We start from the raw sequence: 19993 nt of genomic DNA on the forward strand, positions 1-19993 counted from the left end.
ATGCCACCAATCCCGCCGTTCTGGAATGGGCGGCCTGACGGGCCGGGCGCCCGCGCCTCAGAGCGCGTGCTGCGCGCTCGCCTTCACGCGCGCCTCGGCGGCCGTGATCGCCTCCGGCGTGCCGACGTGGAGCCATTGCCCGTCGAGGCGCAGGCCGTGCAGGCGGCGGGCCGCGATGGCGCGGTCGAACAGGAGGTTGAGGGAGAAGGCGCCTTCCGGGGTGTCGGCGAACAGGCCGGGCTTCAGGATGGCGACGCCCGCGTAGATGAAGGGCGCCACCTCGCGCTCGCCGCGCCGCTCCAGCGCCCCGCCGGAATCCATGACGAAGTCGCCGCCGCCCTCGTAGCCGAGGCTGGTCGCCGTGGGGGCGACGAGGAGGAGGATGTCCATCGCCTCCGGATCCCAGGCGGCGACGAGGCGGGCGAGATTGGAATCCGGCCCTTCGAGCCAGAAGGAATCGGCGTTGAAGACCACGAAGGGCCCGTCGCCGAGGAGCGGGAGCGCCTTCTTCACGCCGCCGCCGGTCTCCAGCAGGGCGGCGCGCTCGTCGGAGATCACGATGTCCGGGGCGCTCCGGCGCTTGGCCACGTGCCCCTCGATGAGGTCGGCGAGGTAGTGCACGTTGACCACCGCCTGCGTGATGCCGCCCTCGGCGGCCCGGTCGAGGGCGTGGTCGAGGAGGGCGCGCCCGGCCACCTCCACGAGGGGCTTGGGCACCGTCGCGGTGATGGGGCGCATGCGCTTGCCGAGACCCGCCGCGAGGACGAAGGCGCGGGTGATGGGGGCTGTGTCGGACATAGCGGCTTCGTCTCGTCGGGAGGGTCTCGGGCGGGCGCGGGCTGCCGTGCGGCGGTCCGCGCCCGGGTCTCGCGGGTCCGTCAGGCGCCCTCGCCCGGCTCGGCCGCGTCCGGCTTCGGCACGAGATGCGGCAGGTGGGCCTCGTGCCAGAGGCGCAGGTGCGTCAGGGCCGGATGGTTGAGGTTGCGCGCGAGGTAGCCCTCGATGCGCGGCAGGTGCGCGAGGTAGCCGGGCTTGCCGTCGCGGCGGTCGAGGCGGGCGAAGATGCCGAGGATCTTGGTGGCGCGCTGGGCCGCCAGCACCGCGTAGGCCCGGGCGAAGGCGTGCATGTCGAAGTCGGGTTCGCGGGCCCGGCGCTCGCGCACGTAGAGGCCGAGCAGGCGCAGCTCGAACTCGGCACTCGCATCCACCCGTGCGTCCTGCAGCAGCGAGGCGACGTCGTAGGCCGGGTGGCCGAGCACCGCGTCCTGGAAGTCGATGACGCCGATGCGCTCCAGCCCCTCCCGCTCGGGCAGCCAGATCAGGTTGGGCGAATGGTAGTCCCGCAGGGTCCAGGTCGGACGGTCCGGGGTGATGCCGTCGAGGACTTCGGCCCAGAGCGAGACGAACTCGGAGCGGGCCGGCCCGGGCAAGTCGGCGCCCCGGATCGCCGGGCAGTACCAGTCGGGCAGCAGCTCGGTCTCGAAGACCAGGGCCTCGAGGTCGTAGGGCGGCAGCACGTGGTCGATGCCGTCGGCCACGGGCAGAACGCCCGGCAATTCGGTGGCGTGGAGCTTGGCGAGGAGCCGCACCGCCTCGGCGTAGCGCTCCGGCCGGGGGCCGGCCGCATCGACCACGGGTTCGGAACCGAGATCCTCGATGATGAGCAGGCCCTCGGCGAGGTCCTCGCCGTAGATGCGGGGGGCGGAGAAGCCGAGTGCCCGCAGACCGCGGTCGACGCCCACGAAGGCGTGCACGCTCTCGGCGAGCTTGACGATGGCGCTGTAGGGGCGGCCGTTGCGCACCGGCGGCCCGTCGGCCCGGGGCGGCGAGATCATCAGGACGGCGCTCTTGCCGTCGGGCTTCACCAGGCGCTCGTAGGCCCGCGAGGAGGCATCGCCCTGCATGGCGATGCGGGTGGCCTCGTCCCAGCCGCTGCGGACGAGGAGCACGCGCAGGGCCCGCGCCCGGCGCAGGCGCCCGGCCATGCCGCCGCTGCCGTCGATGCGGGCAAAGCGGGCGCCGTCGCCGAATTCGGCCCGCAGGGAGAGGTCGATGAACAGGATCGGCGCGTCGCGGGGTCCGAGACGTTCGGGCCATTCGACCAGGGTGATGGCGGTCTCGGCCATCTCGTCGAAGCCGAGTTCGACGAGTTCGTCGGGGCTGCGCAGCCGGTAGAGGTCGGCATGGACGATGGCGCGGCCGTCGGCCGCCTCGTAGGGCTGGATCAGCGTGAAGGTCGGGCTCGGCACGTCGAGGGTCGGGTCCGCCGCGAGTTCGCGGATGAGCGCGCGCGCCAGCGTGGTCTTGCCACCGCCGAGACCGCCCGACAGGGCGACGATATCGCCGGCCACCAGGAACTCGGCGAGGAAGCGGCCGAGATCCTCGGTGGCGCTCTCGTCGGGGAGCATGATCTCCCAGGCCGATTTCACCTCACGCCGGGGCGTGTCGGCACCATCCTCGTTCAACGCCCAACTCCTCCTCGGCCGCGATCGGCGGGATCGCACGGATCCTCGCGTTCATAGCGGAGCATCCTTAACCAAATCGCGGACCCTGCCGAAGGCTCCCAAAGCGACGCAGGGGGCCCGGCCGCGGACTCCGCCTACTCGGCGGCATCCTGGTGGGCGGCCGTCTCGGCGACGGGGAAGGAGCAGGTGACGCGGGTGCCCACGCCCGGCTCGGACGCGAGGCTGACCCGGCCGCCATGCAGCTCCACGAAGGAGCGCACGATGGAGAGCCCGAGGCCGACCCCGCGATGGCGGGTGCCCAGCGTATGGCTCTCGAACCGATCGAACACCCGCGCGGCGACGTCGGGCGGCATGCCCTGGCCCTGGTCCACCACGGTGAGCGTGAGTTCGGAGGCGTCGCGCCGGACCTCGACCCGGACCTGCTGGCCGGGCGACGAGAAGCCGACGGCGTTCGACAGGAGGTTGAACAGGATCTGGCGCACACGCTTGCCGTCGGCGACGAAGGTGCCGACGTCGTCGGGCACGTCGAGGTCGAGGGTGATGGCGGAATCGGCGAGCCGGTCCTCGAGGCCGCGCACGGCCGCCTCGACGGTGGCGCGGACGTCGACGACCTCGCGGGTGAGTTCGAGGGAGCCCGCGTCGATGGAGGCGAGGTCGAGGATGTCGTTGATCATCACGAGCAGCGCCCCGGACGAGCGCATGATGTGCCCGGAATACTCGCGCTGGCGCTCGTTGAGGGCGCCCACCGTCTCGTCGCCGAGAAGCTGGGTGAAGCCGATGATGTTGGTGAGCGGCGAGCGCAGTTCGTAGGAAACGTGGTTCACGAAGGTGTCGCGCAGCTGCGAGGTGCGCTCCAGAGTGTCGTTCTTGTCGGTCAGCGCCCGCTCCACGTTCACGCTGGCGGTGACGTCGATCAGGGTCAGCAGGGTCGCGCCCTCGGGCAGGGGCTGGGCGGCGCAGTCGAGTACGGTGCCGTCGACGATTTCCAGGCGGCAGGTCAGGCCGGCCCGGCTCTCCAGGCCCGTGATGGCGCCGCGGATGTCGATCCACGGATCCTCGTCGGGTGAGAGGGTCTGGCAGGCGGCAATGACCGCGTCGACGCGGGGGCGCTCGCCCAGGGTCTCGGGATCGAGGCGCCACAGGGTGGCGAAGGCGCGGTTGGCGAAGGTGAGCCGGCCGTCGGCGCCGAACACCGCCACGGGCTCCTTGAGGGTGTCGAGGGTCTCGGCCTGCACCCGCATCAGGGCGTTGTAGCGGGACTCGAGCTTCATGTTCTCCGAAACGTCGTCGAACAGGTAGGTGAGGCCACCCTGCGGGTTGGGATCGGCGACGACGCGGAGCGAGCGACCATCGGGCAGATACCACCAGGCCTCGTTGGCCTCCACGGCGCGGTAGGCGGCGAGCACATCGGCCTTCCAGGACTTGAAGTCGGCCTGCTCGGGCAGCTTCCGGGCGGCACGGAGGCGGTCGAGGATCTCGCCGTCGAGGGGGCGGCCGTCGAGGAAAGCCTGATCGAGACCCCAGAGCTGGCGGTAGGCGGCGTTGTGGAAGATCAGGCGCTGGCGGGCGTCGAACATCGCCACGGCGGTGGGTAGCTGGTCGAGGGTGCGGACGTTGGCGTCCATCTGGCGCTGGAGGTCGGCGCGCACGCTCTCCAGTTCCGAGACGTCGACCGCGATGCCGACGCGGCCGGTCTCGATGGCGGTCTCGGTGACGTCGAGGGTGCGCCGACCGCCCGCCACCACGGCGGAAAGCCTGTGGGCCGCCCGCCCGCCGGCGGTCAGACGTGCGCCCTCGTCCCGGGCGATGAGCTCGCGCGCCTGCCGGTCGAGGAGTTCGACGCCGCCCTCGAGGGCGTGCTCGCGGGTGCCCGCCTCCACCGCCGCCACGTAGGCGAGGTTCACCCAAGCGAGGACGCCGTCGCGGTTGCGGCGCCAGACCGGCTGGGGAATCGCATCGAGGAGGCTGCTCAGGGCCGACAGTCCGCGCTTGGCTTCGTAGAGGGTCAGCCGCAGGTCGATCAGTTCGCGCTTCTCGTCGGTGGTCTCGCGCAGGCGCAGGACGGCACGCCCGGACAGCGCCTGTCCATGCGCGTCGATGAAGCGTCCGTTCTGCGAGCGCAGGCTGAGGCGAAATCCGGTCCCGCGCGCCCGGAGGGTCTCGACGGCGCTGCTCAGGGCGTCGGCATCGACCGCGTGCAGCCAGGTCTCGAAGGCCAGGAACGCCGAATGGACATCGCCCGCTATCCGCTTGCCGTCGACGAGGCCGATATCGCCCTCGACGGTCGGGGCGCCGCGTCCGGACCAGGTCACGAGGATCTGGCGCTCGGCGTTGAGCAGCATCTCGGCGCGGTCGTGGGCGCCGCGCAGGCTCGAGAGTTCGCTCAGGAGGTCGCGCTCGCGCCGTGTCCAGCGGCCGCGCTCGCGCATGTGCAGCAGGGCCACGATGGTCGCGAAGATCGTCAACCCGATCAGGATCGCGAGACCGGCGGCGTTGTGGGTGTGCTGCCCGAACCCCGCTGCGACGGCGCTGGCGTCCAGGCCCGTCCCGATGGCGTGCGCCGGGTGTCCTGGCACAGCGACGACGAGAGCGCCGGCGCACACGAGCGCGCGCGCCGTTCGATCGACCCTCATGATCCGTCCCGCCTCCACGAATCTTCGATGAGGCGCCAAAGCGCGCCCTTCCCGCATCCGCCCGAAGGCCGGGTGCGGGCCACTCCATCTGAGGAATCAGGCCACACTAGCGCGGCGGGGAATCGTCGAGGAAGAGGGTTAAGCTTAACTTTAAACCCTTCGGAAGCGATCGGCTGCGGGGGGCGCAGAAAAGCCACACTGCGCCCCGGCTCGCAAGGGTCCTCGCAGTGTCCTCGCAAGGGTCGAAGCCAGGACGCCCGGACGCGAAAAAGCCCGGCGCGGGGGCCGGGCTTCGGTCGTCGATTCCGGTCGTGCGGCGCCCCGATGGGGCGCCGGCCGGACTCAGTAGCGGTAGTGGTCGGGCTTGAACGGGCCGTTCTCGGAGACGCCGATATAGGCGGCCTGGTCGGGGCGCAGCTTGGAGAGCTTCACGCCGATCTTCTCGAGGTGGAGGAGCGCCACCTTCTCGTCGAGGGCCTTCGGCAGGGTGTAGACCTGCTTCTCGTACTTGCCCGGGTTGGTCCAGAGCTCGATCTGGGCCAGGGTCTGGTTGGTGAAGGAGGCCGACATCACGAAGGACGGGTGGCCGGTGGCGTTGCCGAGGTTCACCAGGCGACCCTCCGACAGGAGGATGATGCGGTGGCCGTCCGCGAAGGTGATCTCATCCACCTGCGGCTTGATGTTCGACCACTTGAGGTTCTTCAGGCCGGCGACCTGAATCTCGTTGTCGAAGTGACCGATGTTGCACACGATGGCGCGGTCCTTCATCGCCCGCATGTGCTCGATGGTGATGATGTCCTTGTTGCCGGTCGCCGTCACGAAGATGTCGGCGCGCGGTGCGGCGTCTTCCATGGTGACGACCTCGTAGCCTTCCATGGCAGCCTGGAGGGCGCAGATCGGATCGACCTCCGAGACCAGCACGCGGCAGCCGGCGTGGCGCAGCGACGAGGCGGAGCCCTTGCCGACGTCGCCGAAGCCCGCGACCATGGCGACCTTGCCGGCCATCATCACGTCGGTGCCGCGGCGGATGCCGTCGACCAGCGACTCGCGGCAGCCGTAGAGGTTGTCGAACTTCGACTTGGTGACGGCGTCGTTCACGTTGATCGCCGGGAAGAGCAGCTTGCCCTCCTTGGCGAGGTTGTAGAGGCGGTGCACGCCCGTGGTGGTCTCTTCCGAGACGCCCTTGATCGAATCGGCCAGACCCGCGAACCAACCCTTCGGCTTCTCGGCGAGCTTCTTCTTGAGAAGGGCGAAGAAGATCTCTTCCTCCTCGGATTCCGGCTTGTCGAGGAAGGCGGTGTCGCCGTTCTCGGCGCGGAGACCCAGGTGCACGAACATGGTGGCGTCGCCGCCGTCGTCGAGGATCATGTTCGGCATGCCGCCGTCATGCCAGTCGAACAGCTTCGAGGTGTAGTCCCAGTACTCCTCCAGGGTCTCGCCCTTGATGGCGAAGACCGGAATGCCGGCGGCCGCGATGGCGGCGGCGGCGTGGTCCTGGGTCGAGTAGATGTTGCAGGAGACCCAGCGAATGTCGGCACCCAGCGCCTTCAGGGTCTCGATCAGCACGGCCGTCTGAATCGTCATGTGCAGCGAGCCGGCGATCTTCGCGCCCTTGAGGGGCTGCGACGGACCGAACTCCTCGCGGGTGGCCATCAGGCCGGGCATCTCGGTCTCGGCGATCGATATCTCCTTGCGGCCGTAATCGGCCAGACCGATGTCCTTGACGATGTAATTCTGGGCCATGGGGTTCGCTCCTTCGTGGCGCTGCGGTTGGCAGAGGCCATAGCAGGACCGGACGACGGAGGCAATCAAGATATAAAGATGTCTTTATGCGACCAGGTAAGCTGCGGTGCGGACGCCGCAGCCTCCCGGTGGCGATCGAACTTCAGTCGCGGGCATCACAGCCGGCTCCATTCTCGAAGGGGACGCGGCTGGTGAATGCCCCAGCCGCGTCCATTCAAGCTTACGTCAGACCATCACGAGGTCGTAGTGCGTCAGTGCGGTGACGTTCTGCAGAGTGGCGATCAACGTAGCGGCAGCGCCGGCATTGCTGCCATCCGCATCGTACCAGAGCGTATGATCCGCAGCATGGAACGCGAAGCGCTGATCACCATTCGTGAAGTCGCCGTTCGTGAACTGTGTCGTCGCGACACCGCCCGGCTGGAGATTGCCACCGAACCCCGCGTGGTCGAAGATCAGCGTATCGTCCGCAGCCGAGAAATCCGTGATCGTGACGTGATTGACGGCTGTCGAAGCGAAGGCGAAGTAGTCCGAACCGGCGCCTCCTGTCAGCGTACTTCCGGATGACGCGACGATCTTGTCGACGCCCGACGTACCGACAGTCGATTGATCCGGCGCCGCAGTAAACAGATTTACCTCTCGGAAGGCGTAGTTCGTGTAGGGATTGGCCTGCGTGGCTGTATAGATAGAATATTGCGTCGTCAGGAAGCCCTGAACAACTCCGTGATCCCCCACGAAAGAAGAATAGTCCGGATATGAGTAGCCATTTGGCGCAGTATCCGTATGCAAATTTTCGGCCCGCTCCGTGAACGGACCCGCATACTGATCATAAAACGCCGTATGGGTAATCGCGGCTTTATTCGTGGAAATGGCGTAGTCCGAAGCCGTTCCGCCGAGAAGGAAAGCGGCGGCCTCCTGGCCGGAATACACCTTAGGAGCATTGCCCCAATAAGGCCCTTCTCCAACGCGCCAAGCCCCCACCAACTCCGTCGAGGTCGTGAAATCAGCCGTCCCGAGGATGTTGACGGTCAGGGTATGACCGGTTCCATCCGCACTCTGCACCAGCAATGTGTCGGTGTAGGTTTGGCCGGCGGCGAATTCGTCGTGCGGCGTATCTGTGACGTAGGTCCACGCTCCATCCGCACCGATCGAGAAGTGTCCGTATCCTGCGCTGCCGGCAACGTTCGCCTGTGCCTTGAACGTGGCGGGGCTGTCGATGTCATGCGCCACGAGCACGCCGTTCGTCGTCAAGATGGCGTTGGTTTCTGTCAAAGTCTTTGTGTCGTCCCCCGTGAAGGTGGCCGCGTCATTGGTGCCGGTGATGGAAACGCTGATCGTGCTGCTCGCCGTCCCGTCGAGCGACTTGACCGCGAGGGTATCGCTGACGAGTTGCCCCTCGGCCAACGCCTGCACGTTGGCATCGCCGTTGCGCAGGGTGTAGTCCCAGGCGCCGTCATTGAAGCTGAAGTCGCCGTAGGTGCCGTGCAGCACCGAGGCCGCGACGGCCGCGAAGTGGCTCTGGCCGGCATCGAGGTCGGACACGGTGAGCGTGCCGGAGGCCTTCAGGACGCCGTCCTCCACGACCGTGCCAGCCGCGGTGCCCGCGATCGTCGCCACATCGTTGACGCCCGTCACCGTGACGGTGACCGAGGCGGTGTCGACGAAGCCCTGATCGTCGGCGACCTTGTACTGGAAGGTCACGTCGGCCTGCTCGCCGGCCTTGAGGTACTGGAAGGCTTGGCCCGGATCGTAGACGACGCTCTTGCCGTCCGCGCTGATCGTCGCCGTGCCCTGAAGGCCCGTGGTGACCAGTTCGGTGACGTGGAGGGCTGCGTTGCTGGCCGCCAGCAGGTCCTTGTCGTTGGCGAGAACCTGGATGGTGACGGGGCCATCCTCCGCCGTGGTCGCCTTGTCGGCGGCCGCGAGGACGGGCGCGACGATCTCGAGCTTCTCGAACTGACGCACCGTGATGTCGGCGGTCTTGAACTGGTACATCCAGTTGCCGTCACCGGCGAGATGCTTCTGGAAGCCCTGGATGTCGGCGAGCACCGCCGCGTCCTGCGCCTCGGCCGTGTTGAGGACGAGCTGAAGGGTGTCCGATCCGCCCTCGCCCCAGAGGTCGATATGCGCGCCGCCCTTGCTCTGCGCCAGCGTGAGGCGCGCGACGTCGTTGCCGTCGCCGAGATAGACGAGGTCGGAGCCGCCGCCGAGGATCACGCGGTCGTTGCCGCCGCCGGCAAAGATCGTGTCGTTGCCCGCGCCCGTTGTGATGGTGTCGGCGCCGGAGCCGGTGTAGATGCGGCTGTTGCCGCCGGCCACCGTGACGGTGTTGTTGCCCTCGCCGGCATAGACCTCGTTGTTACCCGTGCCCAGGGTGATCACGTCGGCGCCGGAGCCGGTATAGACGCGGCTGTTGCCCGCGCCCAGCGTAACGGTGTTGTTGCCCTCGCCGGCATAGATTTCGTTGTTGCCAGCACCCGCCGTGATGGTGTCGTTGCCGGAGCCCGCGGTGACGCGGTTGTTGCCGCCGCCTGCGTTGATGAGGTTGTTGCCCTCGCCAGCATTGATCTGGTCGTCGCCCGAACCCGTGGTGATGGTGTCGGCGCCGGAGCCCGTGTTGATCACGTTCCGGCCATCGCCGGCATCGATGGTGTTCTTGCCGTCGCCCGCGTTGATCTGATCGTCGCCCGAGCCCGTGACGATGAAGTCGTCGCCCGATCCGGCATTGACCATGTTCCGGCCGCCACCCGCCCGGATGGTGTTGTTCCCGTTTCCGGCGTTGATCTGGTCGTCGCCCGAACCCGTGGTGATGGCGTCGTTGCCCGAGGCGGCGTTCACGGTGTTGTTGCCGTCCCCGGCATCGACCGTGTTGTCGCCCTCGCCGGCGTTGATCTGGTCGTTGCCCGAGCCGGCGGTGATGCGGTCGGCGCCCGAGCCGGCGTTGATGTTGTTGTTGCCGCCGCCCGCCGCGATGACGTTGAGGCCGTCGCCGGCATTGATCTGATCGTCGCCGTCGCCCGTCGTGATCGTGTCGTTGCCTGAGCCCGCATTGACGACGTTGCGACCACCGAGGTCGATGACCGTGTTGTTGCCCTCGCCGACGTTGTAATAATCGTCGCCGATAGCGCCGAAATACTTATCGTCGGCATTGCTACCGTTATAGGTCGCCATAAATTCCCCCCGAAGCTTTTAGTATCGATCCCAACACGCGGTTTTTAGGAAAATTTTTAGAATTACGGAAGTCCAAATTGAAATCGTCTCAGGAGAGATTCTACGTAGACGCCGGAATGATCGGGAATATCGTAAATCCGTCTTTGCTACACGCGGCCTGCGGATACGGTCGTGTTTCCTTGGGGGCAGGCGGCCGAATGCTCGGAACGACCGCAACGCTGCGGCCCCTCGAGATTGGTCAAATCATCGTGAGTGCCGGAACCTTCCGACCCGGGCGTCGAAACGCACGCCGGGCCCGGCTCCTGTAGCGGACCGCGCAGCCGCCCGGGCGTCACGCCTCGTCGCGCAGCTGCCGTCGGATGATCTTGCCCGTGGTCGTCATCGGTAGACTCTCGCGGAACGCGATCTCGCGCGGATACTCATGCGCCGAGAGCCGGGTGCGCACGAAGGCCTGGATCTCGGCGGCCAGCGCGTCGGAGGCGGTGAAGCCCGGACGCAGGACGACGAAGGCCTTGACGATCTCGGTGCGTAAGGGGTCCGGCTTCCCCACGGCGGCGGCGAGCGCCACGGCCGGATGTGCCCCGAGGCAATCCTCGATCTCGGTGGGGCCGATCCGGTAGGCCGCCGAGGTGATGAGGTCGTCCTCGCGCCCGACGAAGTGGACGTAGCCGTCCGCATCGCGCCGGGCGGTGTCGCCGGTGAGCATCCAGTTGCCGGAGAACTTCTTCTCCGTCGCCTCCGGCTGGTTCCAGTAGCGCAGGAACATCACCGGGTCGGGCCGCGCGACGGCGATCTCGCCGGGCTCATCAATGCCGGCCTCGGTGCCGTCGGCGCGCAGGATCGCGACGCGGTGCCCGGGCACCGGGCGCCCCGTCGAGCCGGCCCGCGCCACCACGGCCGCCGTGCAGGCCGCCAGCACGAGGTTGCACTCGGTCTGGCCGTAGGCCTCGCCGATGGTCAGCCCGAGTTCGCGGCGCGCCCAGTCGAAGGTCTCGGGGCCCAGCGCCTCGCCGGCGGAGGCGATGTTGCGCAAGGCCGCCAGATCGAAGCGTCCGCGCGGATCGGAGACGCCGCGCAGCATCCTGAGGGCCGTGGGCGGCAGGAACGCGGTGGTGATCGCCCGCTCGGCGATGAGCCGGAACGCCGCCTCGGGCTCGAACCGGAAGCCCGGACAGGCCACCACCGGCACGCCGAGGTGCAGGCTCGGCAGGGTCGCGTTGAGGAGGCCGCCGGCCCAGGCCCAGTCCGAGGGCGTCCACATCCGGTCGGCGGGCCGGGGCGGGAAATCGTGCATCATGAGGAAGCCGGGCAGGTGCCCGAGCAGCACCCGGTGGGCGTGCAGCGCGCCCTTGGCCGGCCCCGTGGTGCCGGAGGTGTAGATCATCAGGGCCGGATCGTCGGCCCGGGTGTCGACGGCAGTGAAGCCCTCGGGGGCCTCGGCCATCAGGGCCTCGGCATCGACCGCCCCCGCGCAGGCACCGTCCGTGCGGATGACGAGGTCGAGGTCGGCTAAGTCGGCACGGATGGCTTCGAGTTTTTCGAACCCCGCCGCGTCGGTGACGAGCACCCGCGCGCCGGCATCTTTGAGCCGGTAGCGCAGGGCATCCGGCCCGAACAGGCCGGCGAGCGGCAGGGCGATCGCCCCGAGCTTGTAGGCGGCGGCATGGGCGACCACCACGGCGGCCGATTGCGGGAGCAGCACGCCGATCCGGTCGCCGGGGCCGATGCCGCGCGCCCGCAGGCCCGCCGCGAAGCGGTCGGAGCGCGCGCGCAACGCTTCGAAGGTCGTCTCCGTGACCGTCGCGCCCACCACCTCCTGGATCGCGACGCGGTCGGGCGCGCGGGCGGCCCAGCGGTCGCAGACATCGACGCCGATGTTGTAGCGCTCGGGGATGTCCCAGGTGAACCCGGCAACGAGCCCGGCATAGTCGGCGGCAGGCTTCAGCACGGCGGCGGACTCAGGCCTCTCGGGCCTTGAAGGCGCCCGCGAACGCGAAGTCCGTGATCGGCCGGCGGCCGTTCGGCACCTCCTTGGCGCGCTGCTCCTCGGTGAGGTCGGCGGGGTCCGCCGCGCGCCCGACCGCGTAGGCGGCCTCGACCTGATGGTCCGCCGGCACATTGAGGAGCGTGACGGCGCGCTCCTTGTCGAAGCCGCCCATGCCGTGCACGTGCCAGCCCTGGCGGATCGCCTGGAGCTGGAAGTTGGCGGACGCCGCGCCGGTATCGAGGGAGTGGCTCGCCGAGGGCTTCAGGCCGTCGCCGGTCTTCATCAGCTTGCTGGAGACGAGGATGACGAGGGCACCGGCCCCTTCCGCCCACTTGCGGTTTCCCGGCACCAGCAGGTCGAGGAACGGCAGCCAGTCGGGCGTGTCGCGCAGGGCGTAGACGAAGCGCCAGGGCTGGGAATTGTATGAGGACGGTGCCCAGCGCGCGGCCTCGACCATGCGCAGCAGTTCCGATTCCGGAACCGCTTCGCCGGTGAAGGCGCGGGGGGACCAGCGCTCGATGAAGAGGGGGTCGATGGCGTGGTCGGGCTGGCGCGGGTTCGAGGCGGTCACGGAAAGGCTCCAGGGCGAGGTTCGCGGGACGCGGCGCCGTCTTCCCGGACCGTCATCCGCCTGCGAAGGCCGTACCCCTCTCGAGATACGCCCACGCGACTGCCCAGCCATGCACGAGGTTGTGCCGGCGAGGCAATCGGCCATTCGACCCAGGGCTTCCGCCCGGTGGACGGCGATCCGGGCGGCGAACCGCCCGGCGGGCGCTCAATCGACCACCTTCGCGGTCGGGCGGTCGTTGCCCTGGGCCGTCTCGTCGTGCCACGCGCCCTTGCCGTCCTGGTAGCGGATCGGCTCGGTGGAGCCTGGAACCTGCTGCTCGGCCGCGGCCGCTTGCGCGGCCTGGAGAGCCTCGTCGTGGCTCGGGAACGTCTCGGAGAACACGTCGCCGACCTTGTAGGCGTAGCCGCCATCGTGCTCGACGATGCGATAGGTGACCTCGGTCATGGTGCCGTCCTTCGGTAAGAGCTTGCCCTGAGAGCTTGAACCTGTGGGAGGGCGAACCCGGCGCGGTTCGGGAGGTTCCCGCTCAGTGGCGCGTGGACGCGGCCCAGGAGAGGTTGGCGACGGCCGCCTCGCAGCCCGCGACCAGGGAGCCGCGCACGTCCCCGGCATCGTAGCCCGGCCCGTCGGGGAAGCCGACCACGTGCACCGTCGGGCTACCGTCCTGGCGGATTCGGGCGAGCCAGCCCTCCGGCGCGCGCTCGAAGGCGACCTCGTAAGCGGCGCCCGCCTGCTCGAAGCGATGGGGTTCCATGATCCGTCTCCCGGGCGCTCCCTGCGGCGCCTCGCCGGATGTGGGGCGTTGGGGTATCGGAGCGAAAGCCCCGTCCCGTCGATCCCCGCGCAGGAACCGCATGCCACCGATCCGCCCCGCCCTTCGCACGTCGAGCTTCGTCGCCGCGAGCCTTTTCGCCGCGAGCCTCTTCGGCCTCGGGCTCCTCGCGGCCGGTCCGGCCCGCGCGGAATTCAGCCTGTTCGGCAGCGCCGAGCGCACGCCCGCCAACCCCTTCGCGTCGAACTACGCCTCGCCGCCGGTGCGCGGTTCGGCCGAGCGTCCCCGCCGCGTCCGGCGGAACGCGCCGGCCGAGGCGCCGAGGCCGCCGCGCGACATTCCCCGTTGAGGCCTCAGCCGGTGGGCAGCGCGTTGGCGATGGCCGTGACGATGCGCGGATCGTTGGGCTCGACGTTCGACGGATAGGCACCCAGCAGGCTGCCGTCCCGGTCCACGAGGTACTTGTGGAAGTTCCAGTTCGGCGTGCTGCCGGGCTTCTCGGCGGCGGCCCAGCGGTAGAACGGATGGGCCGCCGGCCCGCGCACGTGGGTCTTGGCCGTGACCGGGAAGGTGACGCCGTGATTCTTGCGTGCGGCCTCCGCGATGGCGACCCCGTCGAGGGGCTCCTGGTTGCCGAAATCGGGCGACGGGACCGCGATAACGGTGAGGCCCCGGTCGCCGAAGCGGGTCCAGAGGCCCTGAAGCCCGGAGAACTGCCCGGCATAGCCGCAGGCCGTGGCGGTGTTCACGACGAGGATGGGCCGGCCCGCATAGGCGTCCAGCGGCAGGGTGCCGCCCTCGGGTCGCTCGAAGGCGAAGGCCCCTGCGCGCATCTCGCCCGCGCGCACCCCGGGGATGCCCCAGGCGACGGCTCCGCCGAGCAGCGCGAGGGCGTGGCGCCGGCCGATGGAATGCGCCGGCCGCCCGGACAGGCTGGCGGACGGCATGACCTCCGAGATCAGGATCTTCGACATGGCGCGACTCCCGTCAGGCGCGCGGAACCGCTCCGCCGCTCCTGTCCAGAGGAACCTAACGTCTCAACGTCGTTCGTCCATCGGGCCCGGCGTTTTGGCGGGAACCTTTCGGGAAGGCCTGAGCTTGAGCGTGTGCCATCTTGGACCCGGCATTTTTTCGGGTCCGACCTTCGGAAAGACTTCGCCCATGCGCAGCCTGTTGCTCGGAACGACCCTTCTCGTCGCGAGCGCCACCCTCGCCCTCGCCCAGGCCCCGGAGACGCCGGCCCCGGCCTCCAACGCGTCCACCCCGGTCCCGGCCGCGCCGGCCACCCTCGCCAACGACCTGCGCCCCACCTTCGTGGCGCAGAACAAGAGCGACATGGTCACCTCGAAGCTGGTGGGCCTGACCATCCAGAACGGTGCCAGCGAGACCATCGGCGAGATCGCCGACGTGGTGCTCGACGAGAAGATGACGGTGAAGTCGTGGGTGGTCGGCGTCGGCGGCTTCCTCGGAATCGGCACCAAGTACGTCGCCATCGACCCGAGCGCCCTCAAGCTGGCGCGCGTCGACGACAACACCCTGAAGGCGACGATCGACACCAACAAGGACCAGCTCCGCGCCGCGCCGGAATACGTCTATCTCGGCAAGGCGAAGCCGAACACGGACGCCAAGCCGGCGGACCCGAAGCCGGCCGAAGCGAACAAGGCGCAGTAGCCGCTTCGCCCGGGAAAGGGGCGTTTCGCGGCGGTGGGACCCCCGAGCAGCCGGCAAGCCGGTCCCCCGGGGGTCGGCGTCGGTTCCGCGAAGCTGCGCCAGAGGCGGCGGAGATCGGCCCCGCCGGGGTCGCGGATCGGCGACGTGTCCGGGCGCGCGATCAGTTCGCGCTGCGCAGGGCGTCCCACACGGTGGAGGCGACATGGTCGATGCGCCGCACGGCGAGGAGGCCGGCGCGCGCGGGCATGTCGCCGTCGAACAGGGTGTCGATCGGGTCGGATGCGTCCTCGTCCGCCTGGAGACCGAGGTCGCTCGCGAAGACGATGCGCAGGTCCGGCCGCAGGGCGCGAGCTTCTTGAGCCAGCTTCAGGCAGCACAGCTTGCCCTGAAGGCTCACATCCGTGACGAGGACGTCCACCGGCAGGCCGAGGGCCAGCACGGTCATGGCGTCGACGCCGCAATCGACCGTGGTGGCGGCGAAGCCGGCCCGGCGGATCTGGGACGATACTTCATCGCGCCAATGCTTCTGGCGGCCGGCGATGAGAACCTGGACGCCGTAGGCGCCACAGGGCGAGGTCGGTAGTTCCATCGTCGAGACGTCCCTCTCGCGCCTGAACATCCGTGCCGATCACCTTTCGTCGACTGTGCGTCGCAGCATGCTATGTCACGCCCGCCGATGCAGACAAGCCCCCGCCTGTGTTTCGTGCGGCGATCGTGCAAGCGCGACCCACCATCCGGCCGCGCGATTCCGGCGCCGGAGGCGGTCGCGGGACAGTGCCGTGATATGACAGCCACATGACGGGCGCCCCGGTTGACGCAGGGCCGCCGCACGGGGCAACACCGCCCTCGCCGCGCGTCCCACGCAGCGGCGGACAGCCGGAGCCGTGAACCCCATGTCATCCGCCAAGAGCCCGCCGGTCTCGCCCCTCGCCCCGCAAAGCCAGCCCGAGCTGCCCCCGATTCGCGGTGTCGGCCTCGCCACCGCGCAGGCCGGAATCCGCTATTCCGGCCGCACCGACGTGCTCTACGTGGCGCTGGCCGAGGGCACGCAGGCGGCGGGCGTGTTCACCCGTTCGAAATGCCCCTCCGCCCCGGTGGACTGGTGCCGCGAAGCCCTGGGCAGCGCGGGCGCCCGCGCCCTCGTGGTCAATTCGGGCAACGCCAACGCCTTCACGGGCCTTCGCGGGTGCGAGGCCGTGGCGCTCACGGCCGAGATCGCCGCCGAGGCCGCGGCGTGCAGCCCGCAGGACATCTTCATCGCCTCGACGGGCGTGATCGGCGAACCCCTCGACGCCAGCAAGTTCCGGGGCGTGCTGGCCGATTGCGCCGGGCGGACCGAGGACGGCGCCTCGGCCTGGGCCGCGGCCGCCCAGGCGATCATGACCACCGACACCTTCCCCAAGCTCGCGACGCGCCGGACCGCCATCGACGGGACGACCGTGACGCTGAACGGCATCGCCAAGGGCGCGGGCATGATCGCCCCCGACATGGCGACCATGCTGAGCTTCGCCTTCACCGACGCCGCCCTGCCCCAGGACGTGCTGCAGGCGCTGCTCGCCGCCGGCACGGCCACGAGCTTCAACTGCGTGACGGTGGACGGCGACACCTCCACCTCCGACACGCTGATGCTGTTCGCCACGGGCGCGGCCGGCAACGCCGCGGTCTCGGCCGCCGATGATCCACGCCTGTCGGCCTTCCGCGCCGCGCTGGACGACCTCCTCGTCGAGCTGGCGCAGCTCGTCGCCAAGGACGGCGAGGGCGCGCGCAAGTTCGTCACCGTGCGGGTCACGGGCGCGACGAGCGACGCCTCGGCCCACCGCATCGCCATGTCCATCGCCAACTCGCCCCTGGTGAAGACCGCCATCGCGGGTGAGGACGCGAACTGGGGCCGGGTGGTGATGGCGGTGGGCAAGGCCGGCGAGCCCGCCGACCGCGACCGCCTGGCGATCTGGTTCGGCGACGTGCGCGTGGCCCGCGAGGGCGCCCGCGATCCCGATTACAGCGAGGCGGCGGCGAGCGCGGTGATGCGGGAATCGGACGTGACCGTGCGGGTCGACCTTGGGCTCGGCGACGGCACCGCCCGCGTCTGGACCTGCGACCTGACCAAGCTCTACATCGAGATCAACGGGGATTACCGCTCGTGAGGCGCGCCGGCATCGCCCCTCTCATCGCCCTGACGCTGCTCGGGTCCGGCGGTGCGGCTCGTTCCGAGGAGAAGCCGGGATCGGGCGAGGGCCGAATCCATGTCGTCGGCCGGGCCCGCGCCGAGGTGGTGCCGGACTTCGCCTCGGTCGAGATCGGCGTCGAGGCCAAGGGGGCGAGCCCGGCCGCGGCCCTCGACGGCGCCAGCGCCGCCGCCAAGGCGATCCTGGCCCTGGCCGGGGAGTTCAAGGTGCCGGAGGCGGATCTCGGCACCTCCGCCGTCACGCTCCAACCGGTCACCCGCTCGATCCGTCAGGCGGACGGATCCTTCGCCGAGAAGCCGGATGGCTACCGGGCCGGCAACACGGTGCGGCTGCGCCTCGCCGACATGGCACGTCTCGGCGAACTGATGCGCCGGGCCCTCGACGGCGGCGCGAATCGCATCGACGGCGTCCGCTTCGGCCTGCGCGATCCCGAGGCCGCCGAGGCCGCCATGCGCAGCGCGGCGATGAAGGACGCGCGGGCGCAGGCCGAGCGGCTGGCCGAGGCGGCGGGCGTCACCCTCGGGCGGGTGGTGTCGATCCAGTCGCCGGCCTCGGCCAGCGCCCCGACGATGGACTTCGCGGCGCCCGCGCCGATGCGCGCCAAGCGCGGTGGCGCGCCGGTGCCCCTGGCGGCCGGAACCATCGAGACCGGCGCCGACGTCGCGGCGACCTTCGCGATCGCCCCGTGAGCGCTCCCCTGCGCATCCTCCTGGTGGTCGCCGTCGCGCTGGTGGACGCGGACGGGCGCGTCCTCCTCGCTCAGCGCCCGCCGGGCAAGCAGCTCGCCGGGCTGTGGGAGTTCCCCGGCGGCAAGGTCGATCCCGGCGAGCGGCCGGAGGAGACCCTGATCCGGGAGCTCTCCGAGGAACTCGGCATCGCCGTGAAGCAGGACTGCCTCGCGCCGCTGACCTTCGCGAGCCACGCCTATCCGGACTTCCACCTGCTGATGCCGCTCTATGTCTGCCGGCGCTGGGAGGGCCTGCCGCGCTCCATGGAGGGCCAGGCCCTGAAATGGGTGCGCCCGCGCGACCTCAAGGACCAGCCGATGCCGCCGGCCGATGCCCCACTGATCCCGTTTTTGCTCGATCTCCTCGGCCCCTGATCCGGTTGCAGTCTTGTCCGGCTACACCCGCGATCCCCTTGGATTCGCGTGGCGTTTGTGCATCGCTGGCCGGCGGGCCGTGTCGGGGGAGAGCGGAACATGGGGCGCAAGGCAGCGGTGACCTCAAGGACCACCGCCGAGGAACGGGATGACGACCAGGCGGACGTCGACGGGCCGGACATCGACGCGCCGGCCGTGGCGGACCCGGCAGCCAAGCCGGCCAAGCCGAAGCGCGCATCCCGAAAGACCACGCCGAGCCATGAAACGCTGACCAAGCTCGGGATCGAGCGTCTGATCACCCTCGTGCTCACCGAGGCATCGCACAATCCCACCTTCAAGAAGGTGGTGACGGCGGCGGTGGCGGCCCTCCAGGGGCCGGACGCGGTCGCCGCCCTGATCGACCGGCGCCTGACCGCCCTCGAGCGCGCCAGTGGCTACATCGACTGGATGAAGCAGCGCGCCTTCGCCCTCGACCTCGACGCCATGCTCACCACGGTGGTGGGCGAACTCGCCGCCCTCGCCCCGGACGCCGCCCTCGACCGGCTGATCCGCTTCCTCGGCGGGGCCGGGGACGTGCTGGGGCGGGCCGAAGATTCGAGCGGCCGCATCCACGGCGTGTACGAGCGGGCGGCCGATGCCGCCGCCGCGCTCATCGTCGATCTGGACGACGCGAAGGCCACCGCGATGGCCGTACGCCTCGTGACCCGGCTCGAAACCGACGGGTACGGGCTGATCGAGGGCCTGATGCACGGCCTCATCCCGCGGCTGCCCGAGGCCGCCCTCGCCCCCCTCGACGACGCGCTTGCCCAGGCGACGCCGCCGGCCCCCGCCAGCGGCACGAAGGAGCGGGACTGGCTGACGGAGGCGGAGCGCAGCCGCCTCATGCGGCTCCGCCAGTCCATCGCGGACCGCGCCGGCGACGTCGATGCCTTCATCGCCCTCGAGACCGAGCGCGCGCCGGAGCCGCCCGATCACGTCCAGATCGCGGAGCGCCTGCTCGCGGCCGGCCGGGCTCGGGAGGCGCTCAAATGGATCCGCCGTCCGCAGAAGCGCGGCACCACCATCGTCACGCGGGAGCAGCTGCTCACGGGGCGGTTCGACACCTCCGTCCCGGAGCGGGTGAAGATCGCCCTGGAGGTCCGCATCCACGACGCCCTCGGCGATACCGAGGCCGCGCAGGGCCTGCGCTGGCGGACCTTCGAGAACAGCCTCGACCGGGAGATGCTGCGCGCCTACCTCGCCAAGCTGCCGGATTTCGAGGACGACGAGGCCCTGCCGCGCGCCTTCGCCGTCGCCGAAGCGCATCCCGACCCGTACGGCGCCCTCGCCTTCTTCACGCACTGGCCAGACCCCGCCCGGGCGGCACGGATCGTTGAGCGGTATCGCGGCACCTGGGACGGCTGGCGCTACGAAGTCCTGGCCCCCGCCGCCGAGGCCCTGGAAGACAGCGAGCCGCTGGCCGCCACCGAACTGTACCGCATCCTCATCGACAACATCCTGGACCACGCCTACTCGGGGGCCTACGGCCACGCCGCCCGCTACCTCGTCGCCCTCGACGACCTCGCGGACGCGATCGCGCCGGGCGCCATCAGCCCAGACCCGGACCTCTACCGCGACGACCTGCGCCGCCGGCACGGCCGCAAGGCCGCCTTCTGGTCCCAGGTCCGGGTCTGATCACGCCCGGTCCGCCGGATT

At 69.9% G+C, this 19993-nt stretch carries 17 protein-coding genes; 6 read left to right on the forward strand and 11 right to left on the reverse strand.

The window, feature by feature from the left end:
- Nucleotides 1-57: 57 nt before the first annotated feature.
- From MKK58_RS09175 to MKK58_RS09215, 9 genes are all read right to left on the reverse strand, one after another.
- Nucleotides 58-798, reverse strand: coding sequence for a nucleotidyltransferase family protein (locus MKK58_RS09175; RefSeq protein ID WP_243911775.1), 741 nt, complete (start codon nucleotides 796-798; stop codon nucleotides 58-60).
- Nucleotides 799-878: 80 nt separating this feature from the next.
- The gene (tsaE, locus tag MKK58_RS09180; RefSeq protein ID WP_243911809.1) at nucleotides 879-2408 is read right to left on the reverse strand and encodes a tRNA (adenosine(37)-N6)-threonylcarbamoyltransferase complex ATPase subunit type 1 TsaE; all 1530 of its coding nucleotides are present in this window, start codon (nucleotides 2406-2408) and stop codon (nucleotides 879-881) included.
- A gap of 191 nt (nucleotides 2409-2599) precedes the next feature.
- Nucleotides 2600-5098, reverse strand: a complete 2499-nt coding sequence (locus MKK58_RS09185; protein ID WP_243911776.1) for a sensor histidine kinase — start codon at nucleotides 5096-5098, stop codon at nucleotides 2600-2602.
- Between the two features lie 342 nt (nucleotides 5099-5440).
- Entirely contained in the window at nucleotides 5441-6841 is a 1401-nt protein-coding gene (gene ahcY / locus MKK58_RS09190) for an adenosylhomocysteinase (protein ID WP_243911777.1), read from the reverse strand.
- Between the two features lie 225 nt (nucleotides 6842-7066).
- Entirely contained in the window at nucleotides 7067-10009 is a 2943-nt protein-coding gene (locus tag MKK58_RS09195; RefSeq protein WP_243911778.1) for a VCBS domain-containing protein, read from the reverse strand.
- 331 nt (nucleotides 10010-10340) lie between these two features.
- Nucleotides 10341-11957 (reverse strand): AMP-binding protein, encoded by a 1617-nt coding sequence (locus MKK58_RS09200; protein ID WP_243911779.1) that lies wholly within the window; start codon nucleotides 11955-11957, stop codon nucleotides 10341-10343.
- A gap of 10 nt (nucleotides 11958-11967) precedes the next feature.
- Nucleotides 11968-12567, reverse strand: coding sequence for a nitroreductase family protein (locus tag MKK58_RS09205; protein WP_243911780.1), 600 nt, complete (start codon nucleotides 12565-12567; stop codon nucleotides 11968-11970).
- Between the two features lie 204 nt (nucleotides 12568-12771).
- A complete protein-coding gene (locus MKK58_RS09210) occupies nucleotides 12772-13011 on the reverse strand; it encodes a hypothetical protein (RefSeq protein ID WP_243911781.1) in 240 nt (79 codons plus the stop codon).
- 82 nt (nucleotides 13012-13093) lie between these two features.
- Nucleotides 13094-13321: a hypothetical protein gene (locus MKK58_RS09215; protein ID WP_243911782.1), complete on the reverse strand. Its 228-nt coding sequence runs from the start codon at nucleotides 13319-13321 to the stop codon at nucleotides 13094-13096.
- A 100-nt stretch (nucleotides 13322-13421) separates the two neighbouring features.
- Between MKK58_RS09215 and MKK58_RS09220 the strand changes: the two genes are divergently transcribed.
- The gene (locus MKK58_RS09220; protein ID WP_243911783.1) at nucleotides 13422-13688 is read left to right on the forward strand and encodes a hypothetical protein; all 267 of its coding nucleotides are present in this window, start codon (nucleotides 13422-13424) and stop codon (nucleotides 13686-13688) included.
- 4 nt (nucleotides 13689-13692) lie between these two features.
- Here MKK58_RS09220 and MKK58_RS09225 read toward each other — a convergent pair whose 3' ends face one another.
- On the reverse strand, nucleotides 13693-14286 hold the full coding sequence (locus MKK58_RS09225) for a glutathione peroxidase (protein WP_313899278.1): 594 nt from the start codon (nucleotides 14284-14286) through the stop codon (nucleotides 13693-13695).
- Nucleotides 14287-14500: 214 nt separating this feature from the next.
- On the opposite strand from MKK58_RS09225, the gene MKK58_RS09230 reads away from it, so the two are divergent.
- Nucleotides 14501-15010, forward strand: coding sequence for a PRC-barrel domain-containing protein (locus MKK58_RS09230; RefSeq protein WP_243911784.1), 510 nt, complete (start codon nucleotides 14501-14503; stop codon nucleotides 15008-15010).
- A gap of 160 nt (nucleotides 15011-15170) precedes the next feature.
- Here the strand turns inward: MKK58_RS09230 and MKK58_RS09235 are convergent, their stop codons facing one another.
- The gene (locus tag MKK58_RS09235) at nucleotides 15171-15599 is read right to left on the reverse strand and encodes a histidine kinase (protein ID WP_243911785.1); all 429 of its coding nucleotides are present in this window, start codon (nucleotides 15597-15599) and stop codon (nucleotides 15171-15173) included.
- A gap of 304 nt (nucleotides 15600-15903) precedes the next feature.
- Between MKK58_RS09235 and argJ the strand changes: the two genes are divergently transcribed.
- The 4 genes from argJ to MKK58_RS09255 all read left to right on the forward strand — a co-directional run bounded on the left by argJ (nucleotide 15904) and on the right by MKK58_RS09255 (nucleotide 19972).
- Nucleotides 15904-17154 (forward strand): bifunctional glutamate N-acetyltransferase/amino-acid acetyltransferase ArgJ, encoded by a 1251-nt coding sequence (gene argJ, locus MKK58_RS09240; RefSeq protein ID WP_243911786.1) that lies wholly within the window; start codon nucleotides 15904-15906, stop codon nucleotides 17152-17154.
- Nucleotides 17151-17885: an SIMPL domain-containing protein gene (locus tag MKK58_RS09245; protein ID WP_409565223.1), complete on the forward strand. Its 735-nt coding sequence runs from the start codon at nucleotides 17151-17153 to the stop codon at nucleotides 17883-17885. The genes argJ and MKK58_RS09245 overlap by 4 nt, the downstream gene beginning before the upstream one ends.
- The gene (locus tag MKK58_RS09250; RefSeq protein WP_243911787.1) at nucleotides 17882-18298 is read left to right on the forward strand and encodes a (deoxy)nucleoside triphosphate pyrophosphohydrolase; all 417 of its coding nucleotides are present in this window, start codon (nucleotides 17882-17884) and stop codon (nucleotides 18296-18298) included. Before MKK58_RS09245 ends, MKK58_RS09250 begins: the two co-directional genes overlap by 4 nt.
- Nucleotides 18299-18397: 99 nt before the next feature.
- Entirely contained in the window at nucleotides 18398-19972 is a 1575-nt protein-coding gene (locus tag MKK58_RS09255) for a DUF6880 family protein (RefSeq protein WP_243911788.1), read from the forward strand.
- Nucleotides 19973-19993 lie beyond the last annotated feature (21 nt).

The organism is Methylobacterium sp. J-078, assembly GCF_022829285.1.
Lineage (GTDB): Bacteria > Pseudomonadota > Alphaproteobacteria > Rhizobiales > Beijerinckiaceae > Methylobacterium.

What these genes read in the sequence shown, in the direction of transcription:
- MKK58_RS09175 (WP_243911775.1), bottom strand. Translation starts at nt 798, where the DNA reads ATGTCCGACACAGCCCCCATCACCCGCGCCTTCGTCCTCGCGGCGGGT.
- tsaE (WP_243911809.1), bottom strand. Translation starts at nt 2,408, where the DNA reads ATGCTCCCCGACGAGAGCGCCACCGAGGATCTCGGCCGCTTCCTCGCC.
- MKK58_RS09185 (WP_243911776.1), bottom strand. Translation starts at nt 5,098, where the DNA reads ATGAGGGTCGATCGAACGGCGCGCGCGCTCGTGTGCGCCGGCGCTCTC.
- ahcY (WP_243911777.1), bottom strand. Translation starts at nt 6,841, where the DNA reads ATGGCCCAGAATTACATCGTCAAGGACATCGGTCTGGCCGATTACGGC.
- MKK58_RS09195 (WP_243911778.1), bottom strand. Translation starts at nt 10,009, where the DNA reads ATGGCGACCTATAACGGTAGCAATGCCGACGATAAGTATTTCGGCGCT.
- MKK58_RS09210 (WP_243911781.1), bottom strand. Translation starts at nt 13,011, where the DNA reads ATGACCGAGGTCACCTATCGCATCGTCGAGCACGATGGCGGCTACGCC.
- MKK58_RS09215 (WP_243911782.1), bottom strand. Translation starts at nt 13,321, where the DNA reads ATGGAACCCCATCGCTTCGAGCAGGCGGGCGCCGCTTACGAGGTCGCC.
- MKK58_RS09220 (WP_243911783.1), top strand. Translation starts at nt 13,422, where the DNA reads ATGCCACCGATCCGCCCCGCCCTTCGCACGTCGAGCTTCGTCGCCGCG.
- MKK58_RS09225 (WP_313899278.1), bottom strand. Translation starts at nt 14,286, where the DNA reads ATGCCGTCCGCCAGCCTGTCCGGGCGGCCGGCGCATTCCATCGGCCGG.
- MKK58_RS09230 (WP_243911784.1), top strand. Translation starts at nt 14,501, where the DNA reads ATGCGCAGCCTGTTGCTCGGAACGACCCTTCTCGTCGCGAGCGCCACC.
- MKK58_RS09235 (WP_243911785.1), bottom strand. Translation starts at nt 15,599, where the DNA reads ATGGAACTACCGACCTCGCCCTGTGGCGCCTACGGCGTCCAGGTTCTC.
- argJ (WP_243911786.1), top strand. Translation starts at nt 15,904, where the DNA reads ATGTCATCCGCCAAGAGCCCGCCGGTCTCGCCCCTCGCCCCGCAAAGC.
- MKK58_RS09255 (WP_243911788.1), top strand. Translation starts at nt 18,398, where the DNA reads ATGGGGCGCAAGGCAGCGGTGACCTCAAGGACCACCGCCGAGGAACGG.